Raw genomic sequence first — 18,945 nt, 5'->3', positions numbered from 1 at the left:
TACAAAAACCAGCAAGGGAGCAACTCATGAACGCACAACAGACAGCCCTGATCACCGGCGGCGCACAGGGCATCGGCGCCAAAGTGGCACATACTCTGGCAAGCCGCGGCTGGCGGGTCCTCGTTGCCGATCTCAACGAGGGACCGGCCAAGGACCTGGCAGAAGAACTGAATTCCTTTTCTCCCGCGGCTTCCCCCCACCTTGGGTTCGGTGTCGACGTGGCTGACGAGATCAGCGTCCAAGCCCTCCTGGGTGCCGTAGCGGGCGAAACTGACCGGCTGGACGGCTTGGTGAATTGCGCCGGCAACATCCTTCGCCAGCCTGCCGAGGAGCTGGACATCGCACAATGGCGGCGGCTGCTGGACATCCATCTGACCGGTTCCATGCTCACGGCAAAGTCGGCATTTCCACTCCTCAAATCGAGCCGTGGCTCCATTGTGAACATCGCGTCAGTAGGATCCACCTTTGGCTTGCCGGGGAGATCTGCCTATGCCACTGCCAAAACCGGGATGCTGGGACTGACCAGGACCTTGGCTGTTGAATGGGGTGTCCATAAGATACGCGTCAATGCCGTCGCTCCGGGTTACGTAAATACGGAGATGGTGCGTAGCGGCTTGCGCAACGGCACATTGAACCAGGAGGTTCTCTTGGGACGGACTCCCCTCGGGAGGCTTGCCGAGCCGGAAGAAATCGCAAGCGTGATCGCTTTCCTGCTCTCCCCGGATGCATCGTTCATCCACGGCGAGGTCATTAATATCGACGGCGGACTCACCATCGACGGCACGTTCAGTTAGCCGCCGCACACCAAAAAAGGCGGCCGGAACATTTGTTCCGGCCGCCTTTTTTGTTGCGTTCACTTGCTGCGTTCACGAGGCATCAGGGTTCGACGGCGATCTTCGGCGCAGCGCCCCGGCCCACCTTGTCGAAGGCAACGGCTATGTTGCTGAGCGGCACCGTCTCAACCAGCAGCTCCCCCAACCCGGGATACATCTTGAGGATGTCCAGTGCCTGCCCGTAGTCCGGGCGGTACGAGCTGTAGCTGGTGATGATGTCCAGTTCCTTCCGCACGGCATCGTTGGCCGCCAACACCGGCGGCGCTCCGTACAGTGCCACCACCACCACGCGCCCTTGGACCGGCAGCTCACGGACAGCATCGGCCAAGGCGGCGGAGGCTCCAGCAGCTTCGATCCACACGTTTGGCTTGAAACCGGGGGGAAGGGTATCCACCAGGTCCAGCCCCAGCTGTTCGGCGAGACCGGCCCGTGCTGCCACGTCCTGGGTCATCCCCTTGAGCACCACGCGGGCACCGAGATACTGGCAGACCACTGCAGACAGTATCCCGATGGTGCCTGGACCACTGACAACTACGGTGTCCTTGGCTGTCACACGACCCCGGCCTGCAACTGCCCTGGCGGCAACTGAGAGAGGTTCTGTCAGCACCGCGGTCCGGGCTGGCACATCGTCGGGTACGGCCAGCAGCTGGGAGGCGGGGATACGAACGAAACGCGCGGCACCGCCGTCGCGCGTCAGACCCAAAGTGACCTTATCCGGGCAGCCGTTCGCGTAGTCAGCCGAACAAGCGGCGCAGCTCCCGCAGCCAGACTGGGCGATGGCCACCACGCGCGTTCCTGGCTTCAGGCCACCGGGGTCATCGCTCTGGACGATCGTCCCCACAATCTCGTGGCCCAAAACGGTACCGCATGGAACCCAGCCGTACCCATCGTCGCCGTTCCAGATGTGGAGATCGGACCCGCACAAGCCACAGTATTCCGTCGCGACGAGCACCTCGCCGGCTCGAAGCCGCGGGGGTTCCTGCATTCTGATCTCGATGCTCCGCTTCTCCATCGAAGAGCGGACAGCCGCGGCTGCGGTCGCGGGGAGGGTGGTGATCATGGTGGTTCCTTCCGGATATGGCAGTTCCCGGCGTGCCAGTGGCGCCGCCGGGAACTGTGTGATGTGGGCAGTACTAGATTTGATCCAGGGGAACGCCGGTGTTGTTCTTCCACTTCAGGACCACAACACTGGATACCGCCGCAACTGCGATGACATAAAGGTTGAAGATCCAGCCACTGCCGATCGAGTAAAGCCAGGTGCTGAGGTAGGACGCTGTACCGCCACAGACGGCCACGCCGAGGGAGATGGAAACGCCGAAGATCCTGGTGCGGTAGCGGGTGGGAATCTGTTCTGAAATCGCTGCCGGCTTGGAACCTGTAATAAAGGCGACCAGCAACAGTCCTGCTGTCTGGGCAACCAGCAACGTCCATGGCTCGCTGGTCATCAGGCCCCAGAGCGGGAACACCGTGGCTGCGATACCCACCAGGGAGATAAGGGTTGTGGTCTTCCTTCCCCAGTGATCCGAGATCCAGCCGGAGACGGGAAGGAATGCGATATAGACCACCTGTGCTATCACGCTCATCACGAACGCCTGGCCCGGGTCCATGCCCCTGACGCCGATTGCATAGATAGCTGCCGAAGTGACCCACGTGTAGTACGTGAGCGTAGATCCAGCCTCATAGAGGAACAACTTCACGCCTGCGGCGAATACCTGCTTCTTGCTCCATGGAGGCGCAGCGCTGCCAGCCTGGGCAACGGCCACATGCTCACTTTCCATCATGCCGCGGCGCAACCACAGTGCAGCCACAGCCAGTAGCGCACCAGCCGCGAAGGGAATTCGCCAGCCCCACTCCATCATTTCCGACTTGCTGATCAGGCCGGTCAATACCGCCATGAAGAACGTCGCCAGGAGGGATCCTGATCCCACTGCGATGAAGACAGTGCTCGACCACAGACCGCGGCGCTTGGCCGGGGCGATTTCGGCGATGTACGCGTATGACGTCGTGGACTCACCTCCGTGCGCGAAGCCCTGGATCAATCGGGCCAGCAGAAGGAGCAGAGATGCCCAACTACCGATCGCCGCGTACGAAGGAATGAGGGCGATCCCCAGGCTCGCGCCCGCCATGAGGAACATCGTGGTCAGCAGGACCGTTCGTCGGCCGAGTTTGTCAGCCAGAGGACCGAACACCAGCCCGCCAATGGGACGCATCAGGAACCCGACGGCGAAGACGGCCAGCGTGCTCAGCAGCGCAGACATGGGGTTGCTGGAGTTGAAGAGGCTGCCGGCGATATAGACCGAGGCGACCGTGTAGATGGTCCAGTCAAACCATTCCAGCAAGTTTCCTACGCCCGTGGCGAGCAGGGATTTGCGTTGTAGGCGCAACCGTTCCGGGCTGCTTTTCGGTTGGGCTGTGTTCTGCTCAACAATCGTCATTGAATGCTCCCGCGTTGGGAAGCCACAGTCTGTGGCTTGACTCGGTTGTGGACCAGGGCCAGTGCAAGGACCGCAAGGTGGCCTGGTTGTGCGCCGGAAGGCTCACGTTCTGCAATTAACATCATCATGCGGACAAAGTGTCTGTCAAGTGATAATTTGATGATGGGTGGAATCAACACTAGACAAGACGCGCCACCTTGAACGGAACATTGCCGGTAGTCCCGGCAGAGGAGGAACGATGGACAGGAATCTTGAGGGCAGAGTAGCCCTTGTCACCGGCGCCAGCAGCGGCATCGGGGCCAGCGTGGTCCGCAGGCTCCTCGCAGCCGGAGCCAAGGTGCATGGCGTAGCCAGGAGGCAGGAAGCCTTGAATGCAGTGAGCCCTGAGCATGTAGCCACTGGCCAGCTGGTAACCCATGCCCTGGACGTTGCCGACACTGCGGGGGCACGGGCCCTGGCGGCGCACCTCGCGGAAACGGATCCCATTGACATACTGGTCTGCGCTGCGGGGACCAACGTCCCACGCCGGCGAATGGCCGAGCTCGACGACGAGAGTTTCGACCGCATCATGAAGACCAATGTCTATGGCGTCTTCACCCTGCTATCCGCGACGCTCGATCAGTTGCGGGAACGGCAGGGCGACGTAGTGATCATCTCCAGCATTGCTGCAAGCTGGCCGGACCACAGCGGGGCAGCCTACGGTGCTTCCAAATCCGCACTGCTGGGCTTGGCCCGGGGCGCTTCGCGCGACGAACACGGCAATGGGATCCGTGTCTGCAGCATTCTGCCGGGCATCGTGGATACTCCCATCCTGGACCTGCGCCCCAGCCCGCCGCCTCGGGAAGTACGGGACTGGGCCATCCACCCGGACGACATTGCAGAAGCGGTACACTGCGCCGTCAGCCTTCCACCGCGAACCAACATCGCTGAGATGAGCGTGGTTGCCACCCGTTTGCAGTCGCTCAGCAACACACAGGCGGCCACCCCGGAGCTCCCGGCCAGCATGCGTAGCTGACACAACAAGGCCGCCCGCCATAATGGCGGGCGGCCTTCCACTACTCCACGGTGACGGACTTGGCCAGGTTACGGGGCTGGTCAACGTCGAGTCCTTTTTCACCTGCAAGCGCCCCCGCGAACAACTGGAGGGGAACCGTCGTCAGCAGCGGCGCCAGGAGCGGCGAAGACCCTGGAACACCGATGACGTCGTCAGCCCAGTGCCGCGCGACACGATCGTCCTCTTCGGCCACCGCAATGACACGTCCGCCCCGGGCCTTGATCTCCTGGATGGTGGACATGACTTTGGAGTGCAGAAGGCTGCTGTGGCGTGGCGACGGCACCACGACAATCACCGGCTGACCTTGATCGATGAGGGCAATGGCGCCATGCTTAAGTTCACCCGCAGCAAAGCCCTCGGCATGGATGTATGCGAGTTCCTTGAGCTTCAGCGCACCTTCCATGGCTACCGGGAATCCAACGTGTCGTCCGATGAATAGCACGGAGGTGGCGTCCCTCAGGTCACGGGCCAGGGCATTGATGCGCACAGCTCCGTCCAGGGTGCGCTGTATGAGGTCGGGAATACTCCGCAACTCCTGGGCCACGTCCTGGGTTTCCGCCTGGAGCGAAGAACCACGCAGTTGCGCCAGGTAGAGGGCCAGGAGCAGGTTGGCTGTGACCTGGGCCAGGAAGGCCTTGGTGGAAGCAACCGCAATTTCCGGTCCGGCCAGCGTATAGAGGACGCCGTTCGATTCGCGGGGAATGGTGGAACCCATCGTGTTACAGATAGACAGGACAACAGCTCCCTGCTCGCGGGCGTAACGCACCGCCATCAAGGTGTCCATGGTCTCCCCGGACTGCGAAATGGCCACCACGAGGGTTCGCGAGTCCAGCATGGGCGTGCGATAACGGAACTCGTGGGCGAGATCCACTTCGACCGGAATCCGGCACCAGCGTTCAATCGCGTATTTGGCGATCTGCCCGCCGTAGGACGCGGTGCCGCACGCAACAATGACGACTTTCCGGATGCTGGCTAAGGTCTCATCGTCGATGCCCAGCCCGTCCAGCCGAACTGAACCGTCCACGTTGATCCGATCCTGGACAGTCCGTCGGACCGCTTCGGGCTGCTCCAACATCTCTTTGGCCATGAATGATGCATGCCCACCCTTGGAGGCTGCTTCAGGGTCCCACGTCACGGCGAACTCGGCCGCCTCTGCGGGCGCGCCCGAGAAGTCGGTCACCGTGACGTCGTCCGCGGTGACGCTGACAACTTGGTCCTGCCCAAGTTCGACGGCGCGCGTCGTGAACTCGGCAAAAGCCGAGACGTCCGATCCGAGGAAGTTCTCGCCCTCGCCAATCCCCACCACCAGTGGCGAGTTTCGTCGGGCGGCCACTACGACGCCGGGGTGATCCGCGTGCACAGCCAGCAACGTGAAGGAGCCTTCCAGCTCCCGGCAGGCGTTCCGCATTGCGACGGAGAGCGCTTCGCCAGCCGCTTGGCGCCCGAGGTTTTCGACGGCGGCGCGGTAGGCCTGCGCAAGCAACGCAGCAGCCACTTCCGTGTCTGTTTGCGAAACGAAGCAGTGCCCGCTGTCCAACAGCGATTGCCTCAGCGAAGAGGCGTTCTCGATGATGCCGTTGTGGATCAGGGCCAGCCGGCCTTGGTCCGCCAGATGAGGGTGCGCATTCGCATCCGTGGGCGCCCCATGGGTGGCCCATCGGGTGTGACCAATGGCAACGTCACCCTGCGGCAGCGGCTCGGCGATGAGCGAGTCAGCCAGCTTGGCCAGCTTCCCCGCTCTCTTCCTGACATGGACGCGACCAGCCGAGTGAACGGCGATGCCCGCAGAATCGTAGCCCCTGTATTCCAAGCGGCGTAAGCCACCCAGCACTACATCAAGCGCACGTTTGCGGTGAGTTTCCAACGAGCCGGCCGGGCCGACGTATCCAACGATTCCACACATGGGTGCCAGCCTAGCCGTTCTTGGAATTTTCTTCCAAAACATATTGATTGGTGGAAAATTCCTGCTATCGTTGTGATCAACACCACCCCCCCCGTTCAGCAGAGAGACTTCCTCTCGATAGAAAGGCCTCGAAATGACCGCTCGTACACAACGGCGTGGAATGACCATCAAGGCGGCAGCATTCCTCGCAGCCGCTGGCCTCACGGCCAGTCTGGCCGCTTGTTCCTCGTCTGCAGCCGACTCCAAGCCACTTGTTGGGCTCATCACCAAGACGGACGACAACCCGTACTACGTGAAGATGCGCGAGGGCGCCGAGAAGAAAGCCGCAGAACTGGGCTTCGAACTCCAAGCCCTTTCCGGCCAGGGACAGAGCGACAACGACTCCCAAGTCAAAGCAATCGAGAACCTGGTCGCACGCGGTGCGAAGGGCATCATGATCGCCCCGTCCGATTCCGAGGCCATCCTCCCTGCCATCAAGAAGGCACGGGACGCAGGCGTATTCGTAGCGGTCCTCGACTCCCCCACCAACCCGGCGGATGCTGCCGACGCAACCTTTGCCACGGACAACTTCCAAGCCGGGGTGCTGATCGGCCAGTGGGCTGCTGCCCAGTTCGCCGACAGGCCCGCACGGATCGCCATGCTGGACCTCAGCCCCGCACAAGTTGCGGTGGACGTACAACGCAACCAGGGCTTCCTGCAGGGATTCGGGGTGGATGTTGTCGACAAGAACAAGATCGGTGACGAGAAGGATCCCCGGATCGTGGGCCACGAGGTCACCAACGCCAACGAGGCAGGCGGACGGGCGGCCATGGAGAAACTCCTGCAGCGGGACCGCACCATCAATCTCGTTTACACCATCAACGAGCCCGCCGCGGCCGGGGCCTTCTCCTCGATCAAAGCCGCTGGCCTGGAAGGCCAAGTCACGGTTGTTTCCATCGATGGCGGCTGCCCTGGCGTCAACGACGTCAAGGCCGGCACTATCGGGGCCACCTCCATGCAGTTCCCTATCAAGATGGCCGGAGATGCGCTTCAAGCCATCAGCGTCTATTTGAAGGACGGAACCAAACCGACCACAACCGACGGCCTTGATTTCACCAATACCGGCGTCACCCTGATCACCGACAAAGCTGCTCCGGGCGTCACCTCTGAACCCACTACCTGGGGCCTGGGCAACTGCTGGGGCTAGGCCGGCACCCAGACCACCGTTCATTGAACAGCGAAGGTACACACAATGAAGTCAGTATCCGCGACCACCGGCGCCCCTGCGCCGGCCAAGACCCCCGACGCCCCCGCCCAACGTAGGGTTGGCGAGCGCCTGGACGATCAGCCTCCCGTTCCTTTCCTCGGCCGGGTCCAGCGCCAAATGCACGCCCATCCCCTCTTGGGGCCAACGGCAGTCCTCATCCTCGCTTGCCTGGTGTTCACCGCGATGGTAGGCCCCCGGTTCATAGATCCTCTTAACGTTTCGCTCATTCTCCAACAGGTGCAGATCATCGGCATGGTGGGCATCGCCCAGACGTTGATCATCCTTACCAGCGGTATTGACCTGTCGGTGGCCGCAGTTATGGTCTTCACCACGGTCATCTCCGGAAAATTGGCAGCCGAAGCAGGCCTTCCCGCCGTCTTGGCCTTGCTGATTGCCTTGGCGACCGGCGCCGCGTGCGGATTCCTCAACGGCATTCTGGTGACCCGTTTCCGCGTCCCGCCGTTCATTTCAACTTTGGGAACGCTGAGTATCTTCACGGCGTTGAACCTGCTGGCTTCCGGCAGCCAAACGATCAAGGCCAACGTCCTTCCGGACCTGCTCCTTTGGCCCGGAGAAACGTTCAAAGTCCTTGGCGCCCCAGTCACATACGGGTCCATCCTGGTTCTGCTGAGCTTCATTGCCATTGCTTTCATCCTCAAGCGCACGGCTTGGGGCGAGCACATCTACGCAGTAGGGGACAACGCAGAAGGAGCCAGGCTCAGCGGCATCCGGACCACCCGTGTCCTGCTGAGTGTGTACATCGTCGCGGGCGTCATCTGCGCAATAGCCGGCTGGCTCCTGATCGGCCGGGTGGGTTCAGTCAGCCCGTTCTCCGGCGAGGGAGTAAACCTGGCCAGCATCACTGCAGTGGTCATCGGCGGCACCAGCTTGTTCGGCGGGCGCGGCAATGTCCTGGGCACCCTGCTGGGCGCCTTGATCATCGGGGTCTTCAGCAACGGCCTGACCTTGGCCGGCGTCGATGTCCTCTGGCAGGTATTCACCACAGGCGTTCTGGTCATCGTCGCAGTCGGGCTGGACCAGTGGACTCGAAAGGTTGCGGGATGACCACTAACCCAGTTTCAACAGTTCAGCCCATCCTCCGGGCGCGGAATCTGGTCAAGCGCTATGGCCACGTCACGGCCCTCGCCGGCGCTGACATCACGCTCTACCCTGGCGAAGTCCTGGCCGTCATTGGTGACAACGGCGCAGGCAAATCCTCGTTGATCAAGGCACTGTCAGGGGCCCTCATCCCGGACGAGGGCGAGATCCAGGTGGATGGCGTGACGCAGAAGTTCCGCTCTCCGTTGGATGCCCGCTCCGCCGGAATCGAAACGGTATACCAGCACCTGGCCCTGGCTCCGGCGCGGGACATCGCTGCGAACCTTTTCCTGGGCCGCGAGATCCGGAAGCCCGGCCCGCTGGGCTGGGGCCTGCGGATGCTGGACCACAAGGCCATGCATAAGGAAACGGCCCGGATCATGGGCGACCTCGGCCTGCTGACTATCCAGAACATCGGCCAGGCTGTGGAGACGCTCTCCGGCGGACAGCGCCAAGGAGTGGCCGTGGCCCGTGCTGCGGCGTTTGGCAGCCGGGTGATCATCATGGACGAACCAACCGCAGCCCTTGGCGTGAAGGAATCCGGCAAGGTCCTGGACCTCATTGCGGGGATCCGTGACCGCGGCATCCCGGTGATCCTGATCAGCCACGACATGCCGCACGTATTCGAGGTTGCGGACAGGATCCATGTCCAGCGGCTCGGCCGCCGGATCGCGTGCGTCCAGAAAACCGATATCACCATGAACGATGCCGTCTCCTTGATGACCGGCGCCCAGGCACCGCCTTCCGAACACGATCCCGAGGCCGTCCCCTCTCGATTGGCTGTCCGATGAGCGAAGTATGGACGGTCCGTGCGGATGGCGACGGGCCCGACGTCGGACATCTCACCGAGGCGCCCGATGCCGCGGGCGGCCTCCGCTTCTGGTGGCTCGGCCAAGCGGGGTTCGCCTTTGAATATGCAGGCCGTCGCATCCTCATTGACCCGTACCTTTCGGACAGCTTGGCCCGCAAGTATGCGGGGACGGTGTTCCCGCATAACCGGCTCCAGCCTGTGCCGGTGGATCCTGCTGCCGTAAGGGGAGTCGGTACGGTCCTGCACACCCACGCCCACACGGACCATCTGGACCCGGACACGGTGAAGGCCCTGCAACAGCAGAACCGTCCCCTGTTCGTGGCGCCCAGGGCCCGACGGCAGGTGGCCTTGGACCGGCACATCCCCGAGGACCGGCTCCAGGCAGTTACCGCTGGGGACCGTATTGAACTAGGCGATGGCGTCACGGTCACCGCGGTTCCAGCCGCGCATGAGGAACTCGAATTCGACGCCAACGGGGATTCCGTGTTCCTGGGGTACATCCTGGAAATCGCCGGGGTCCGGATCTACCACTCCGGCGACTGCGTGCCGTACGACGGTCAAGCCGAACTGCTCCGCAACCACGGTGTGAACCTGGCTCTGCTCCCCATCAACGGAAGGGACAGACGCAGGCTGCAGAACGGCGTACCCGGCAACTTCACGGCGCGCGAAGCGGCAGACCTGTGCCAGCAGGCGGCGATTCCCGCCGTAGTCGGCCATCACTTCGGGCTGTTCAACTTCAATACCGTGCCACGCGAAGAAGCCGCCCGGGAACTTGCCGAGGTGGCCGGCGAACTGCAGTGGACCCTCCCCCACGTGGGCCAGTGCTATGTCATCGAGCCTGCCCGACAGCCCGCCGCACAGGTGAAAGGAAACTGACATGGACCTCGAACACGCCCTCCGGCAGCTGCGGATCGTCCCGGTGATAGAAATCGCCGACGCCGGTAACGCCGTCCCGCTGGGACGCACCCTGGCGGAGGCCGGACTGCCGGTCGCCGAAGTCACGTTCAGGACGCCGGCGGCTGCGGCGGCGATTGCCCGCATGGTCCAGGAAGTACCAGGACTGCTGGTGGGTGCCGGTACCGTCCTCTCCGAGGCCGATGTGGACGCAGCCGTCGACGCCGGTGCGCACTTCCTGGTCTCACCCGGCCTCAATGCCGCTGTAGTGGAACGCGCCCGCCGGGCGGGGGTACCAATCATTCCGGGCGTCACCTCACCCACTGAGATCGAGGCGGCCCGGGCGTTCGGCCTACGGCTGCTGAAACTCTTCCCGGCAGAGGCCGTGGGCGGGCTACCGCTCGTGAAGGCATTCGCCGCACCCTACCCGGACGTTGCCTTCATGCCGACCGGCGGAATCACGGCCCACACTGTTGCCGCCTGGCTTCAGGTGCCAACCGTGGCAGCCTGCGGCGGATCGTGGATCGCTACCAAGGCGGACATCGCCGGCCAGCAATGGGATGAGATCCGCAACAAAGCCCGCCAGGCGGTAAGCCTCGCATCCCCCTCAGTGGCGTCCGTTTGACGGCCCACCGAACCATCAAAACCACCTAATACAAGGAGAACCACAATGAGTGAAACATACGTCCCGGAGAACGGCGTGGCCCTTGCCGGCAAGGTCGCCATTATCAGCGGCGCAGCCTCCGGCATCGGCGAGGCCGTGGCACGCATCTTCGCTGCCAACGAAAGCAAGGTCCTGCTGGTGGACATCGACGAAGAGCGCCTGGACAAGGTCACAGCCAGCATCCGCGGATACGGCCGGGGAGAAGTACACTCCATCCTCGCCGACGTCACCGATGAGCAGTCCGTCATCGACCTGTTCGCCTGGGCCAAGAGCAACTGGGGCAGCGTGGACCTCCTGGTCAACAGCGCAGGACGCGACTCCCTCGCCCCGCCGGTGGTCGACGTCACCCTGGACGAGTGGAACAAGACCATGACGCCCAACCTGACCGCGGTCTTCCTGATGTGCCGCGAAGCCTTCCGCATCATGGAGAAGCAGGAAAACGGTGGCCGCATCATCAACATGGGCTCCTCCTCCGCACGCGTCGCCTCCGGCCCCGGCCACAGCCCCTACCGCGCTTCAAAGCACGGCCTCATGGGCTTCAGCAAGAACATCCTGCTCGAAGGCAAGGACAAGAAAATCGGCGTGACGGTCATCAACCCGTCGCACGTGAAGACCCCGATGACCGAAATCATCGACAAAGGCCTTTACGACGGCGACGTCCCCGCCTACATCGACGGCTGGCTGGACAAGAAGGAAATCGAAGAGGGCATCCACGCGAGCTGCATCGAGGTGGACAACGTCGCTGAGATCACCCTGTACGTGGCCACCCGCACCCCGGATGTCACCATCCCGCAGATCGCTCTTTACCCTACCCACAAGGCACACCGCTACGGCATGGAGGTCTAAGCCGTCATGAAGGCTGCCATTCTCAATGGACTCAACGACCTGGAATACGGGGACATTCCGGATCCCGAGCCGGTAGGCGAGAATCCGGTCCTGGTGAGGGTCGGTGCCGTCGGGGTCTGCGGTTCGGACGTTCTTCGCTTCGGACACGGCAAGGCGTACCACTATCCGCTGGTCCTCGGCCACGAGTTCTCGGCGATCGTGGAAGAAGCTCCCGCCGGTTCCGGGCTCAAGCCCGGGGACCGCGCCGCAGTGTTCCCACTGCTGCACCAGCACGGGGATCCAATGTCCGAAATCGGCGAGCACGCGCTGGGAACCGGTTACGACTACTTTGGCTCCCGCCGGCACGGTGCCATGTCCGAGAGGATGTGGGTACCCGAAAAGAGCATCTTCCGGGTTCCCAACCACACCCCGCTGACTCACGCCGCCATGGTGGAGCCTGCGGGTGTCGCCCTGCACGCCATGCTCAAGCTGGACATCCCTACTCACGCTACCGCCCTGGTTATCGGGGCCGGGCCCATCGGGGCATTGGCAGCCCAATGGCTGCGCATCCTCGGATGTTCGCGGGTCCTGGTAGCAGACATTGATGACCAAAAGCTGGAGATCATGTCCGGGCTGGGCTTCGAAACCCTCGATGCCAAGACCGGAGACACCGCCCAGCTCGCCCGGGTCGCCACGGACGGCTGGGGACCACAGATCACAGTGGAAGCCACCGGCAACCCCAAGGCGCTGGTGCAAGCAATCGACGCAGCTTCGGTCCAAGGCCAGGTGGTGTTACTGGGCGATCTCAGCGGCGACCTCCATCTGGCCAAGGCCGAGGTGTCCTCGCTGCTCCGCCGGGAATTGCGCTTGTACGGAACCTGGAACGCCAAGGTGACGCCCAAGGGCCACAGTGAGTGGGACATGGTTATTGCGCATCTGGGCAAGGATCTGAAAGTGGATGAACTCATCAGCCACGTGCGCCCGCTGGAGGAAGCTCCCGGGGTGTTCCGCCAGCTCACAGACCGCTCCATTTGGTACAACAAGGTTCTGTTCGCCGTCGCCGAGGAAGCCTGGGCGGAGGTGCGTGCCCAGTGAAAGCGGCAAGGCTCCACTCGGCCGGCACCATCACGGTGGACGAGGTTGAACGCCCTGTTGCAGGGCCCGGTGACATTGTCATCAAGGTCCGCGCGGCGTCCATTTGCGGCACGGACCGCCGAATCGCCGCCAACGGCCACTTCAAGCTACCGGCAGGAACACCGCGGGTGCTCGGCCACGAGTTCGCTGGCGACGTCGTTTCCGTCGGGGCTGAAGTAGCCGGCTACGCAGTGGGCGACAGGGTCAGCGTCACTCCCAACGTCGGCTGCGGGCGGTGCCAAAGCTGCCTGGTGGGCCTGAACAACATGTGCCCTTCCTACGAGGCGTTCGGCATCACAATGGACGGCGGATTCCAGGAATACGTGCTCATCCCCCGCTTCGCCATCGAGCGGGGCAACGTGTTCCACCTGCCGGACACCGTGGACTATGCCGAGGCCGCCTTGGTGGAGCCCCTGTCCTGCTGCTACAACGCGATCAGCAAACTGGACATCGGGCCGGAGTCCACTGTCCTTATCATGGGCGCCGGACCCATTGGCGCCTGCCATGTGATGCTGTCCAAGTTGTACGGTGCCGCCAAAGTCATCGTGTCCAACAACCGGCAGGCACGGCTCGACTTCGCGGGTTCGGTGGGAGCCGATGTCCTGGTGAACCTGGGCGAGCGCGAGTTGACAGCCGTGGTTGGCGAGGAGACTTCCGGCAAGGGCGTGGACGTGGCGTTGACCTGCGTTTCCAAGCCGGAGGTTCAGGCGGAGGCAGTGGATCTGCTGGCGATGCATGGGCGGGTGAACTTCTTCGCCGGCCTGGGCAAGGCTCAACGTGTTCCGGTGGACACCAACAGGGTCCATTACCAGGGCCTCACGTTGACGGGGACTACCGGGTCCAGCAATTCCGACTACGCGGCATCTTTGCGGCTGGTTGGACAGGGCCGGTTGAACCTCTCGCCACTGGTCACCGAGACCTTCACACTTGATGACATCGACAAGGCCATGGACTACGCAGGATCGGGCGCCGGCATGAAAGCCATGATCCTCTTCGACTCGAAGTGAAGCGCAGCCCGCCCGGGCACAGCGCACGCAGAAACGGACATCTGATGACGAAGAAGTACATCATGGCACTCGATTCCGGGACCACTGGAATCAGATCGATCCTCTACAGCCAGGATCTTGAGATCGTTGGTGAAGCCAGCCAGGAGTTCACCCAGATCTACCCCAAGCCCGGTTGGGTGGAACACGACCCCATTGAAATCTGGAATACCCAACTCGCTGTGGCCCGGCGCGCTACGGAGGCCGCGGGAATCGATCCCCGGGACATCAGCGCAATCGGTGTCACCAACCAGCGTGAAACCACCGTCATCTGGGACCGGAGCACAGGCAAGCCCATCATGAACGCCATCGTCTGGCAGGACCGTCGGACTGCGGGCAGGTGCGACGAGCTGAAGGAGAAGGGCTTCGAGGAGCATGTTCGCTCCACAACGGGTTTGGTGGTGGATGCCTACTTCTCAGCTACCAAGATCGCCTGGATCCTGGACAACGTGTCTGGGGCTCGTGCCCGTGCGGAGGCCGGCGAACTGGCCTTCGGCACGGTGGACAGCTGGCTGATCTGGAACCTCACCGGGGGCAAGGCCCATGTCACGGATTACTCCAACGCGGCCCGGACCATGCTCTTCAACATCAACACCCTGGACTGGGACGACAAACTGCTGGACGAATTGGGGGTACCGCGGATATTGCTCCCCCAGGTCCGGCCCAGCAGCGAAGTCTACGGACACACCTGCGATGCGATCTTCGCCGGTGCCCGGATTCCCGTGGCGTCCGCGGTTGGTGACCAGCAGGCTGCGTTGTTCGGCCAGGCTTGCTTTGACCGGGGCATGGTAAAGGCAACTTACGGGACGGGCGCCAGCCTGGTCATGCACACCGGCGATACTCCGGTGAGCTCGGTCAACGGGATGCTGACCACCATCGCGTGGGGCCTGGATGGGAAGGTGGAGTACGCCCTCGAAGGACTCATTTTCGTTGCTGCCGCCTCCATCCAGTGGCTCCGCGATGAACTCCGCGTCATCTACGACTCTGCGGACAGCGAGTACGCAGCAATGCACGTGGAGGACTCCGGAGGGGTCTACGTGGTACCGGCCTTCACCGGGTTGGCCGCGCCGTATTGGGATCCGTACGCCCGCGGAGCAATCCTGGGCCTCACCCGGGGATCGAGCCGCAACCACATTATCCGGGCCACCCTTGAGTCCATCGCCTTCCAGATCAAGGACGTCATCAACTGCATGGAGACCGATGCAGGCATTCCAGTCTCGGAGATCCGGGTTGATGGCGGGGCGGTCCGGAACAACTTCCTCATGCAGTTCCAAGCCGACATGCTCAACGTCCGGGTCCTCCGGCCCCGGCAGGTGGAGTCAACTGCCAGGGGTGCCGCCCTTCTGGCAGGACTTGCCTGCGGGATGTGGAGCACCAAAGAACAGCTGCGTGAAACCTTCGCCTTGGACCGGGAATTCGTTCCGGACATGGCTGAAGAGAAGCGGCAGAAGTTGTACTCCGGCTGGCAACGCGCTGTTGCCCGTGCCTCCGATTGGGAAGAGCACTAGTCCATCCATTTTCAAGACCTTAGGAGAGCACCACCATGTTGATGCCTGCCACTGAACCCACCATGTACTTCATTGGTGTCACCACCAACCAGTCGTCCATCATGCGCGTCTTCCCGGCATGGGCCGAGGAACTGGGACTCGCCGCAGTCCTGAGGGGAATCGATCTTTCGCCCGGGGCACCGGACGCCGAATACCAGGAAGTTGTCCGGTTCCTGAAGTCCGATCCGCTGTCCCTTGGCTCCTTGGTCACCACCCACAAGCTGGACATCGTCAGTGCAGCCCGCGAGGACTTCGACGGTTTCGGGGAAGACGCCCAGGTGCTGCACGAAATCAGCAGCATCAGCAAAAGGGACGGACAGCTGTGGGGGAACGCCATGGACGCCGTAACCAGCGGCCTGTCGTTGGAAGCGATCGTCCCTGACGACTACTGGCTGGATTCTGCCGCGGAGCTGGTCCTGCTGGGTGCCGGAGGTTCTTCGCTAGCCCTGACGTACTACCTGCACAAACGCGCTTCCGCCGGACTCCCCGTCCCCGCGAAGATTACGGTGACCAACCGCCGGATCAGCCGGCTGGAGGAGATGCAGGCCATGCACACGGGCCTCGGCAGCACGCTCCCCATCACCTACGTCCAGGTGGCTGACGCGGTGGAAAACGATTCGGTGGTGGCTGCGGCCGCGCCGGGGTCCGTCATCATCAACGCCACAGGACTGGGGAAGGACCGGCCCGGCTCGCCCCTCACGGACAACGTGGTGTTCCCGGCCAACGCCATCGCCTGGGACTTCAACTACCGCGGCGACTTGGTCTTCCTGGACCAGGCACGCGCCCAGCAGACCGGGCTCAACGTCCGCGTCGAAGACGGCTGGGTCTACTTCCTCCACGGCTGGACCCGCGTGATCGCCGACGTCTTCGGCATCGACATTCCTACCCGCGGACCGGCCTTCGACCGCCTTTCCGACATCGCATTGAACGTTTCCAAGAAGGAGATCTCCAAATGAGCACCACCCCCGCAGGGACTACCACGCCAACTGAAACCACCGTCCAGGCCGTCGTCACCGACTTCGACGTCTCCACAGGGCTGTCCGCCACCAAGGCACCACTCCAGCGTCGCCTTTCGGCCATGGCCGACATGTATGCAGACCAGGAAGCGGCGGCCGCCCAGGTAGCCAGGGATGACGTCATTGTCTACGAATTCTTCGACATGGGAGTCCCCTCCACCACGGGTGATGTGGCGTACGGGACCAGCATCACGTACCCGGGCAAGGTAGGAGACGAGTACTACATGACCAAGGGCCACTTCCACGAGGTCCTGGATACCGCCGAAATCTACTATTGCCTCAGTGGCCGCGGCTACATGCTCATGGAGAACCCGGAGGGCGATTGGCAGGCCGCGGAATTCACCCCCGGACAGGCCGTGTATGTTCCGCGCCGCTACGCCCACCGCAGCATCAATGTCTCCGACACCGAGCCTTTGGTGACCTTCTTTGCCTTCCCGGGCCATGCCGGTCACGACTACGGCACTATTGAGACCAAGGGATTCAGGAAGCTCTGCGTCGAGCGCGAAGGCAAGCCGGAATTCATCGACAACCCGCGCTGGCAGGCCTGACAGCGATGCCACCGAAGACAACGCACGACGGCGGCACCCGCCGGATTGCGGTGACCCCCCGTTCCATTTCGGACGGGGGTCACCCTGCCTTGCGCCAACTGGAAAAGGCGGGATACGACGTCGTGTATCCCGCCCCGGGTGCGGTGCCCAACGAACAGCAGCTCCGCAGCGCCCTTCCCGGCTGCGTGGGCTACATCGCCGGGACGGAACGCCTCAGCGGCTCGTTCCTGTCCGAGTTCCCTGAACTCAAGGCCATCTCCCGCAACGGCGTTGGGATCGATTCAATCGACATCGACGCCGCCAAACGGCAAGGCATCAGCGTCCTCACCGCTCCCGGCGCGAACTCCCAGGGCGTTGCCGAACTCACCGTCGCCCTCATGCTCTCCGCGGTGCGAGGCATCCCGTGGCACGACCACCAGCTTAAGGCGGGCCAGTGGGCAAGGCGTCCGGGCCGCGAAATTTCCGGCCTCACCCTGGGGCTCGTGGGCTGCGGGCAGATCGGACGCCGGGTTGCCACCATGGCATTGGGACTGGGCATGAAGGTCCTCGCCTTCGATGCGTACCCGCTCGAATCATTCCGCCCGTCCGATGATTTCTCCTGGGGGACACTGGAGGAGGTACTAGGGTCCAGCGCCGTCATCTCCCTGCATATGCCTCCCACAGACGGACCGGTCATCGGTCCGAAGACCATAAGCCTGCTACAGCCGGGCACTGGAATCATCAACACGGCCAGGTCCTCGCTGGTGGACGACGAGTCGGTTCTGGCAGCGCTTGAATCCGGCCAGGTGGCATTTCTGGCCACGGACGTCTTCGCCGCCGAACCACCGGGATCCACCGCGTTGGTGCTGCACCCCAACGTCGTCGCGACACCGCACATCGGTGGATACACTGGGGAAAGCGTTGACCGAGCCACCTGGGCGGCCGTGGACAACCTGCTTCAGGCCCTGGCCAATCAGCAATAGACCGGAGACTGCCACATGACGGAGACCTTCACCGACGGCGGACTGCTGCACCGAATTTCGGCGCGGCTGCCGTATCTTCCGCCGTCGCTCCGTCTTGTGGCAGAGGCCGTGCTCCAGTCTCCCGAGCGTGCGCAGGCCATGACCATCACCGAGTTGGCGGTGGCCGCCGGCGTCGGCGAATCAACCGTCTCCCGCTTTGTGAGGGAACTCGGCGTGGACGGCTACAAATCTCTGCTGCTGGGCCTCGCGGAAGCAACATTCATCTCGAAAGCAGCCACACAGGAGCAAACGTCAGCTTCCGACGTAGTCTATGAGGGCGTCAACCGGGGAGACTCACCCGCCGACATCGTGGGCAAAGTCGAACGAAGCAGCATCCAGTCCCTCCGGCGAACGGGCCAGCGCCAGGACGTGGAGACCATCCAGCGCGCGGTTGACATGATCGACGCTGCGAACACACTTGTTTTCTGCTGCATGGGATCCTCCAGCATCGCCGCCGAAGAAGCCGTCATGCGCTTCACCCGTGCCGGAAAAAAATGCATGCTCTACCGCGACACCACCATCCAGGTCATGCTGGCCACCATCCTGGCCCCGGGTGATTTGCTCATCGGTATCAGCGACTCCGGTCAGAGCACACCCATCATTGAGGCGCTTAACCTGGCGCAGCAACGGGGAGCCGCAACCCTGGCCATTACCGGCGCTGAGGGCTCGCCCCTGCTGGAGCACGCGGATATAGCGCTGTTCACCGCCACGGTTCCCAGCGGCGGTGAACTTTACGGCGAATCCGTCACCAGCAAATGGGGTCAGCTGCTGGTCATCGATATCCTCTACGCTGCCTTTGCCACCCGGCACTACGACGAGACCGTCAAGACCCTCAAGGACACCTACCAAAGCAGCATCCGTCAGTCACGCCGAAGCACGCCGGGTGTTTAGCT

The 18,945-nt window shown here is 62.9% G+C and carries 18 protein-coding genes; 15 read left to right on the top strand and 3 right to left on the bottom strand.

Annotated features, from left to right (window positions below; genetic code table 11):
- Positions 1-26 precede the first annotated feature (26 nt).
- Positions 27-794: an SDR family NAD(P)-dependent oxidoreductase gene (locus tag BMY91_RS14355; protein ID WP_090823038.1), complete on the top strand. Its 768-nt coding sequence runs from the start codon at positions 27-29 to the stop codon at positions 792-794.
- 82 nt (positions 795-876) lie between these two features.
- Here the strand turns inward: BMY91_RS14355 and BMY91_RS14350 are convergent, their stop codons facing one another.
- The gene (locus BMY91_RS14350; RefSeq protein ID WP_090823036.1) at positions 877-1,893 is read right to left on the bottom strand and encodes an alcohol dehydrogenase catalytic domain-containing protein; all 1,017 of its coding nucleotides are present in this window, start codon (positions 1,891-1,893) and stop codon (positions 877-879) included.
- A gap of 73 nt (positions 1,894-1,966) precedes the next feature.
- Positions 1,967-3,268, bottom strand: coding sequence for an MFS transporter (locus tag BMY91_RS14345; protein ID WP_090823034.1), 1,302 nt, complete (start codon positions 3,266-3,268; stop codon positions 1,967-1,969).
- A 238-nt stretch (positions 3,269-3,506) separates the two neighbouring features.
- Here BMY91_RS14345 and BMY91_RS14340 point away from each other — a divergent pair, with 238 nt between their 5' ends.
- Positions 3,507-4,283, top strand: a complete 777-nt coding sequence (locus BMY91_RS14340) for an SDR family oxidoreductase (RefSeq protein ID WP_090823032.1) — start codon at positions 3,507-3,509, stop codon at positions 4,281-4,283.
- A gap of 40 nt (positions 4,284-4,323) precedes the next feature.
- Here BMY91_RS14340 and glmS read toward each other — a convergent pair whose 3' ends face one another.
- Positions 4,324-6,225, bottom strand: a complete 1,902-nt coding sequence (gene glmS, locus BMY91_RS14335) for a glutamine--fructose-6-phosphate transaminase (isomerizing) (RefSeq protein WP_090823030.1) — start codon at positions 6,223-6,225, stop codon at positions 4,324-4,326.
- A gap of 133 nt (positions 6,226-6,358) precedes the next feature.
- On the opposite strand from glmS, the gene BMY91_RS14330 reads away from it, so the two are divergent.
- Genes BMY91_RS14330 through BMY91_RS14270 form a run of 13 tightly spaced genes read left to right on the top strand, consistent with a single transcriptional unit; the run spans position 6,359 to position 18,943 of the window.
- Positions 6,359-7,411, top strand: a complete 1,053-nt coding sequence (locus BMY91_RS14330; RefSeq protein WP_090823028.1) for a substrate-binding domain-containing protein — start codon at positions 6,359-6,361, stop codon at positions 7,409-7,411.
- Positions 7,412-7,456: 45 nt separating this feature from the next.
- Complete coding sequence (locus BMY91_RS14325) at positions 7,457-8,536, top strand: ABC transporter permease (RefSeq protein WP_177179922.1); 1,080 nt, start codon at positions 7,457-7,459, stop codon at positions 8,534-8,536.
- Positions 8,533-9,360 (top strand): ATP-binding cassette domain-containing protein, encoded by an 828-nt coding sequence (locus BMY91_RS14320; RefSeq protein WP_090823027.1) that lies wholly within the window; start codon positions 8,533-8,535, stop codon positions 9,358-9,360. Before BMY91_RS14325 ends, BMY91_RS14320 begins: the two co-directional genes overlap by 4 nt.
- Positions 9,357-10,256, top strand: coding sequence for an MBL fold metallo-hydrolase (locus BMY91_RS14315; protein ID WP_090823025.1), 900 nt, complete (start codon positions 9,357-9,359; stop codon positions 10,254-10,256). The genes BMY91_RS14320 and BMY91_RS14315 overlap by 4 nt, the downstream gene beginning before the upstream one ends.
- 1 nt (position 10,257) lies before the next feature.
- Positions 10,258-10,899 (top strand): bifunctional 4-hydroxy-2-oxoglutarate aldolase/2-dehydro-3-deoxy-phosphogluconate aldolase, encoded by a 642-nt coding sequence (eda, locus tag BMY91_RS14310; RefSeq protein WP_090823023.1) that lies wholly within the window; start codon positions 10,258-10,260, stop codon positions 10,897-10,899.
- Positions 10,900-10,944: 45 nt separating this feature from the next.
- On the top strand, positions 10,945-11,784 hold the full coding sequence (locus BMY91_RS14305) for an SDR family oxidoreductase (protein ID WP_090823021.1): 840 nt from the start codon (positions 10,945-10,947) through the stop codon (positions 11,782-11,784).
- Positions 11,785-11,790: 6 nt separating this feature from the next.
- The gene (locus BMY91_RS14300; protein ID WP_090823019.1) at positions 11,791-12,858 is read left to right on the top strand and encodes a galactitol-1-phosphate 5-dehydrogenase; all 1,068 of its coding nucleotides are present in this window, start codon (positions 11,791-11,793) and stop codon (positions 12,856-12,858) included.
- Positions 12,855-13,904 carry a zinc-dependent dehydrogenase gene (locus BMY91_RS14295; protein ID WP_090823017.1) on the top strand — a complete coding sequence of 350 codons (1,050 nt, stop codon included), beginning with the start codon at positions 12,855-12,857 and terminating at the stop codon, positions 13,902-13,904. The genes BMY91_RS14300 and BMY91_RS14295 overlap by 4 nt, the downstream gene beginning before the upstream one ends.
- A gap of 44 nt (positions 13,905-13,948) precedes the next feature.
- Positions 13,949-15,448, top strand: a complete 1,500-nt coding sequence (gene glpK, locus BMY91_RS14290; RefSeq protein ID WP_090823015.1) for a glycerol kinase GlpK — start codon at positions 13,949-13,951, stop codon at positions 15,446-15,448.
- A gap of 35 nt (positions 15,449-15,483) precedes the next feature.
- Positions 15,484-16,443 carry a shikimate dehydrogenase family protein gene (locus tag BMY91_RS14285; protein ID WP_090823013.1) on the top strand — a complete coding sequence of 320 codons (960 nt, stop codon included), beginning with the start codon at positions 15,484-15,486 and terminating at the stop codon, positions 16,441-16,443.
- The gene (locus BMY91_RS14280; RefSeq protein WP_090823012.1) at positions 16,440-17,051 is read left to right on the top strand and encodes a glucose-6-phosphate isomerase; all 612 of its coding nucleotides are present in this window, start codon (positions 16,440-16,442) and stop codon (positions 17,049-17,051) included. The genes BMY91_RS14285 and BMY91_RS14280 overlap by 4 nt, the downstream gene beginning before the upstream one ends.
- Before the next feature lie 5 nt (positions 17,052-17,056).
- Entirely contained in the window at positions 17,057-18,013 is a 957-nt protein-coding gene (locus BMY91_RS14275; RefSeq protein WP_090823010.1) for a phosphoglycerate dehydrogenase, read from the top strand.
- 15 nt (positions 18,014-18,028) lie between these two features.
- Positions 18,029-18,943 carry a MurR/RpiR family transcriptional regulator gene (locus BMY91_RS14270; protein WP_090823008.1) on the top strand — a complete coding sequence of 305 codons (915 nt, stop codon included), beginning with the start codon at positions 18,029-18,031 and terminating at the stop codon, positions 18,941-18,943.
- Positions 18,944-18,945: the final 2 nt, after the last annotated feature.

Origin of the sequence: Arthrobacter sp. yr096, from assembly GCF_900108925.1 — a bacterium.
Lineage (GTDB): Bacteria > Actinomycetota > Actinomycetes > Actinomycetales > Micrococcaceae > Arthrobacter.
The sequence above is the reverse complement of the archived record's forward strand: the minus strand, read 5'-3'. Positions and strand labels throughout refer to the sequence as shown.